This window comes from Candidatus Neomarinimicrobiota bacterium (assembly GCA_041862535.1).
Classification (GTDB): Bacteria; Fidelibacterota; Marinisomatia; order SCGC-AAA003-L08; family TS1B11.
This window is the reverse complement of the sequence record JBGVTM010000002.1, coordinates 1-5987: the sequence shown is the minus strand read 5'-3', so window position 1 is coordinate 5987 and position 5987 is coordinate 1. Positions and strand designations below refer to the sequence as shown.

5 protein-coding genes are annotated in these 5987 nt (G+C 50.9%); all 5 read right to left on the bottom strand.

The genetic code is table 11. The features are described 5' to 3' along the window. Window positions 1-734, bottom strand: a 734-nt coding sequence (locus tag ACETWG_00035) for a thiolase domain-containing protein (GenBank protein MFB0514977.1), incomplete at its 3' end; no start/stop codon positions are given. A 20-nt stretch (window positions 735-754) separates the two neighbouring features. Continuing rightward, window positions 755-1426, bottom strand: coding sequence for a TetR/AcrR family transcriptional regulator (locus ACETWG_00030; protein MFB0514976.1), 672 nt, complete (start codon window positions 1424-1426; stop codon window positions 755-757). Between the two features lie 322 nt (window positions 1427-1748). Then, complete coding sequence (locus ACETWG_00025) at window positions 1749-2678, bottom strand: MBL fold metallo-hydrolase (protein ID MFB0514975.1); 930 nt, start codon at window positions 2676-2678, stop codon at window positions 1749-1751. 83 nt (window positions 2679-2761) lie between these two features. Beyond that, a complete protein-coding gene (locus ACETWG_00020) occupies window positions 2762-3766 on the bottom strand; it encodes a fumarylacetoacetate hydrolase family protein (protein MFB0514974.1) in 1005 nt (334 codons plus the stop codon). 178 nt (window positions 3767-3944) lie between these two features. After that, window positions 3945-5987 (bottom strand): penicillin acylase family protein (locus ACETWG_00015; GenBank protein MFB0514973.1); only part of this gene is annotated, 2043 nt, incomplete at its 5' end.

Genomic DNA, 5987 nt, shown 5'->3' with positions numbered 1-5987 from the left:
GGCTTATCGGTCAACTTATAGGCAGTTTTCTCATCGCAAAGCAGCATACAGGCGGCACCATCCGTCATGGCACAGCATTCCAAAAAACGTAACGGGTAGGTTGACATCGGACTGTCAAGGACATCTTGAATTGTATATTTGCCTGGTTGCTGAGAATACGGCGAGTAATAGGCGTACAGGTGATTCTTGACTGCCACCTTGGCTCTAGTCTCTTCGGAGAGGTTGTAAGCCCAGGCGAAACGGACGGCCATAGGAGCATAGTAGGCAGAATAAATGCGGGAAAGCCGCGTCTCAAAGTCTTTACAGGCCGCGGTGGCAATGTAGTAGTTGCCGGTCCGCGTATCCACTTCAGACATGCGCTCCCAGCCTGCGGCTAACGCCACATCAGCATATCCACTGGCTATTGCCATAGCAGCTGTCAGCACAGTGGAGCCACCGGTAGCCCCGCCAGTCTTGATACCTATATCATACATCGGGTCAAGACCGAGATAGTCAGTGACCTTGGCTTCGCACAGGAGCTGGTCTTGAAAGTGGTCGGCAAATTCACCACAGGCAAGAAAGTTGATTAATCCCTTGATTTCCACCGGAGAGAGCTTTAAATCGTTATTCTCCAACATCTGACGGAATGCCACCATCACCTGCTCTTCGATCTTCATCTCCGGGCAGAACTTCTTATAATTCGTCAGACCCCCAGCAACGGCAAATACCTTCCTGTTCCATTTGGGAATGCGCAAATTACCTTCCTTCAAAGTAATCACTTGGATGACTCCTTTCTCTGTTTATTGGCAACAGCAGTGTTTATGTCTGCCGTAATCGCCCTCAACATAGCATCGGTCTGTTCCTTTACATATGTTTTGAAAGTCCAGCGTTTTCTCAGGTGCCAACGTCTGAGGGCCCAGGCATGCCCGAGAACGACTATGTCGTGGGCAATTAGCTTGGGATCATCAATATTAAACTCACGTTCCTCAATGCCTTTTGTTAACAACTTCTCAAATACAGCCAATATACGCGCTTCGGAGTCGAAAATGATTTGTTGGGCTTTGTCTGGCAGGTTTTTCGTTTCCTGATATGCAAATAGAGTAATATCCTGATTATTGTCATGCCATTCATAAAACCTTCTCACAAGCTCTACAAGAGCTATCGTTGGACTCGCCGTTGCCAGCTCATCGGCCCAATCTTCCATGGAACCCGCCTGCTGCGACGTAGCATTATTAATAATCGAATAAAGAATCTCCTCTTTTGAACCAAAGTAGTGATACAGCGCCCCGGCACTCATCTCGCAGGCTTTGGCCAACTCACGCATATTGGTCCGGTCATAGCCTTTCTTAGTGAATACTTTTGTAGAGCAGCGAACTATATGATTTCTGCGCTGTTTGACTAAAGCTTTGTCGCTGCTAAAAGTGCGTATTGTGAACTCTTCAGACAATTCTCACCAGGGTAATTGAACGAACATTCAATCTAAAACTGTTGCTCAACTATATCATCAGATAGACCTTTTGTCAACAACGTTTCCTGGCTGACCACATGGGCAAAACTCAGAAACATATTTCAGCAAGTTCCCCCCTTCAATATAGGCTGTGGGGACAAGATAGCCCGGGTATTGGTGGGACGGTTTAAATCATACTCAATAGACCAGAAGGTTTAGCTTACGCAGTTCATCTTAGTGTGCATCTAAGTAACATTTCAAGCTTTTACTGGATGTCGAACAGTCTAGACTATTTTCATACTAAACTAATTTTAATTCCGTACTACAACTCGCCTGCCTTAGCCATGTTGTCCATCCGCAAGAACAGTTCGGCAATATCCAGCTTAGAGGTGGTGTGGTCTTCGCCGCGAAACTCGCGCCACAGGCGTTCCAAGTTGGCCAGGATACGCTCATGATTGGGCCATTGCTTGAATTGCCCCAAGTCGATGTCTTCGGCGGCTTCATCGACAGTCATGCCTTTGTCGAACCTCTTCCTGGCCTCGCGTTGGACAAAGACAAGATAATCGCGACACAGATTCAGCCCCTCCACTCCGCACACCGGCCCGTGGCCAGGGACATAGGTTTGAGCACCCAGATTCGCCATGGCATTCAGGTTCCTGAGCCAGCCAGCAAAGGACCCTTCCATACCTAGCGGGGTGGAATACAAAAAAATGAAGTCACTGGCAAAGATGATATCCTCTGCGGGTAAATGGACAATTATGTCGCCTGCAGTGTGGCCGGGCCCGAAGTGCAGCAGCCGGACTTCCCGCCCATCCATATGCAAGGTAAGCTGCATGTCAAAGGTGATATCAGCCGGTGTGACCGCGATTCCCCGGAAATCGAATTCAGGGAAAATAGTATTCATCAGGCCGGGATCCCTTATACCCTGCTCTATTGCCTCACGGCGACAGTAGTCATGCGAGATTATAGTAGCCCCCGCAAACACATGGTTTCCATAAATATGGTCTCCATGGTGATGGGTGTTGATTAAATAACGAATTGGCTTATCGGTGATCTTTCTAATCTCTTCCTTGAATTTCTGGGTCAGGCCGACCGTAGCCAGCGAGTCCACGACCACCACATAATCATTGCCCACGATGAATCCGGCATTGCTCCAGTACCAGGTAGCCTTTGCCTGGATATAGGCATAGATATTAGGAGCCAACTGCCTGACCCCCGACTCCCAGGTCGGAACTTTATATTCCTTGTTCATAGCGTCCTCTCCTTTCTAACCCTGTTTAATTTCAACCATCCAAGATGCTTGGCGGCATACAAAACACCTTGCAGACAGAAGTATCAACGGGTGAATGTGCGCTTCGGCGGCTTCTCTCCAACGCGGTTCCTAAGGATGCCGATACCTTCCACCTCCAGCTCGACGACATCGCCTGGCTTAATCCAACGGTTGAGTTCCATACCAGAGCCACCCTCCACCGTCCCCGAGCCTAAGAAATCACCGGGATATAGCGTCTCCTCCATGGAAGCAAACTCAATGACCTGAGGCCATGTCCAGTAAGCCGTGCCGCTGTTATTATCCGACCATAACTCACCGTTGACACGGGCCATCATCCGCAGGTTCTTAGGGTCCACCTCTTCAGGAGTCACCAGGCAAGGCCCCATGACACTACAGGTGTCCTTACCCTTGGCCGGACCAATGCCACCTGCCAGCATCTCCTGCAACTGGATATCACGAGCACTGATGTCGTTGAAGATAGTATAGCCAGCAATGTACTCCTCTGCCTGTTCTCTGGGGATATTTTTGCCTTCCTTGCCAATATAGATGCCATATTCCAACTCGTAGTCCAGCAAATCGGTGAAGGCAGGCCAGAGAATGACTTCGTCGGGTCCGATGACAGTATCAGGATTACCCTTATAGCATACAGGTATCTGATACCAGCCTTTGTCCAGTTGCCTTTTCCCGGAAAAGCTGGCATGGCCCTCGAATGTGAGATAATCCCTGAGGGAATTCGGCCGCGGCACCGGCGCCTTCAGCTTGATTTCATTCATCTCGTAGACTATTTTTTCACCCCGGGGACCAAACAAGCTGCCTTTGACTTGGTATTTCGCCACATAGTCGATGGTCATCTCGGCCTCGGCTGTTCCCTCATTTCCTTTCCGGAAGAAGGCAATCATGTCTGGTGGAATCATTGCTGCTGCCAGTTCGTAGGCCTGAATATCGCCATACTTATCAGCCAGATAGCGCGTATAGCCCATATTGAGATCGAGAACTTTATCCTGGTGTATGACTCCGATGCGCTGTATCTGACCACCTAGTTTGGAAACCCCGAAAGTTACTAGCTTCATTTCCTCCTCCTTCCTCCAGTAGCCCCTGCATACTATCAGCCTCTTATATGGTGCGTCAAGAGACCAGCATAACGTAACGATGCCGAGCCGGGGGCTCGGCATCGTTACGTCCGTAGTAACAGCAAACTGGAGGATAGCTAATGTTTGCTTTCGAATTCTATATCCTTAGCTTTATTTTCTAGAACTCCCTCCTCCATGTTTCCACTGCCTCGATATCGTCACCGCGGAACAGCATAGGCTTGTAGTTCCAAGATGCGTACAGCAGCAATTGGTCGAACGCATGAGGGCTGGGTACTCCCGGATAACCAACAAACCCGCTCTGTCCGGGTGGGATCACACTTACTGCGTGTGGTGCTGGTCCCTTCGCTACTGCTTGTGACGGCAGTTTTGCGCGTGCCGGTGGCACCAGCGGCATTTCAGCAATATGATTATAGGTGCCACGGTTCATATACGGATGATAGTAGCCGCCAGGCAGAGCTCCCTGCGAGTCGTATCTTTGCATACGGACCGGGGTAAGCCAGGTGGACATGTCGTCTGACCCGTATTCTACCTCTAAGGCTCCAATTGCATCATCAAGAGCATCAACAATCAGCGTGTCCCTGTCTCTGCCACCCAGGTAGTCGTAGGTTGTTTCCCCCCGGAAGACCCGGAGCAACAGGCTGGGACTACCCTTTATGCGCCCGATGATGTCGGGTGGAAGGATACTGCTAAACACTTCGGGAACGATAATGTCATACCAGGCGTTAAAGATGGTCAGACCGGCATGGTCGTATGTGGGATTTAGGTCAGTAGGCCATTTGGGTGACACAAGGTCAACATAGCTGGCAGGAAGGGGCTCTGCCGTAGCCCAGGCTACGAGGTAGCCTAGCGCTTCCGCGACCTCCGGGTCAGAGGTTGTCCCTAAATACTCTGTGACCACGGCTATCAGCTCCGCGACGAAGTTCATTCCGGCGGTGTGGTGGTATCCCGCAATCTGGTTAATCGCGTTCATGTCTTCGAATGTCACATCTCCCCTTGGAGCGTAATAATCAGTTAGAGCATTCATCAGAACCTGGACACGGTGACCCTCGCCCCAGCCAAAATCTGATTCTGCGTAGGGCCAGTCTGCTATTGGTTTATTGTTCCAGTTGGTAAGCCAACCCTGCTCGGGGTTGATACAACGGGGCATCTCTTCAGGGGCTGTGACACGGATCCACTCTTGTGTTCCGTCACCCGTTAAGGGCAACCTGCGATCAGCACCCTCGGGCTTTACCGGGAAGCGCCCGGCATGCCAGTAGGCTATGTTTCCTGCCCTGTCAGCCCAGTAGAAGTTATGGGAAGGCCATATCAATTCCACTGCCGCCTCGAATTCGTCAAGGTTCTTCGCCTCCTGGAAAACCTGCCAACCTTGCTCGGCAGCAATCTCGTTCCTGTAGAAGGGGGTGTGCAGTGTGATAGCTGTACCCCCGGCTATGCCGACAATAGGACCATAGTGCGAGCGATAAAAGGTCTCTGTCACGTTTGGAAACCCGCGAACCTCGAATGTCTCCGTTCTAACTTCCATGTTCTGCCAGACACCGTCGTGCCAATACTGTGTCGGGTTTAGAGGATTTAGTCCCAGGATGCGAATGTCCATGACATCGGAAGAACCGGTGGTTGAAGTCCAGGCGCCATGTTCGCTGACACCAATCAAGATAAATGGACCGGCCCCTGCGAATGCCATACCCTGGGCACTGATTCCCGTGCCGTGCAACCCGATCTCATAAACGATTTGCGGAACCGTATAACCCATCTGCGGCCCCCCGAGCTCAAGTGCATTCCCGGTTGCCGACAATTCCGGACTGATGAGCACGGCATTGCTTCCAAATTTTGTCGGCATACCCAGCGACTCAAGCAGTTCATCCTGAGACGCACGGGACTCTTCATACTGCTGAAGGAGTCCGCCGACTCCATCGGGGAGGTCCAACGAAGGTACACTCAAGGTAGTCTCTTCATAGACTTCGTCGGGTATGGTCACTGGCGCTCCAGGGTCATTCAGCGGGAAGAGCTCGTTCCAGATGGCTGTCCCGTTTGCAGCCCCATGCATTGCTTGAAGCGTAAGTAGAGCTTCGTACAAAGCGCCTTCGCTGCCGCCTGTTCCGCCGAATCTCCAGGCCATTAGCACTGTAATGGCTACCACATCTGCGACGCTGAAGGGCTCAAGTTTATCAACTAGACCCATCGCGATATATTCAACAGGTAT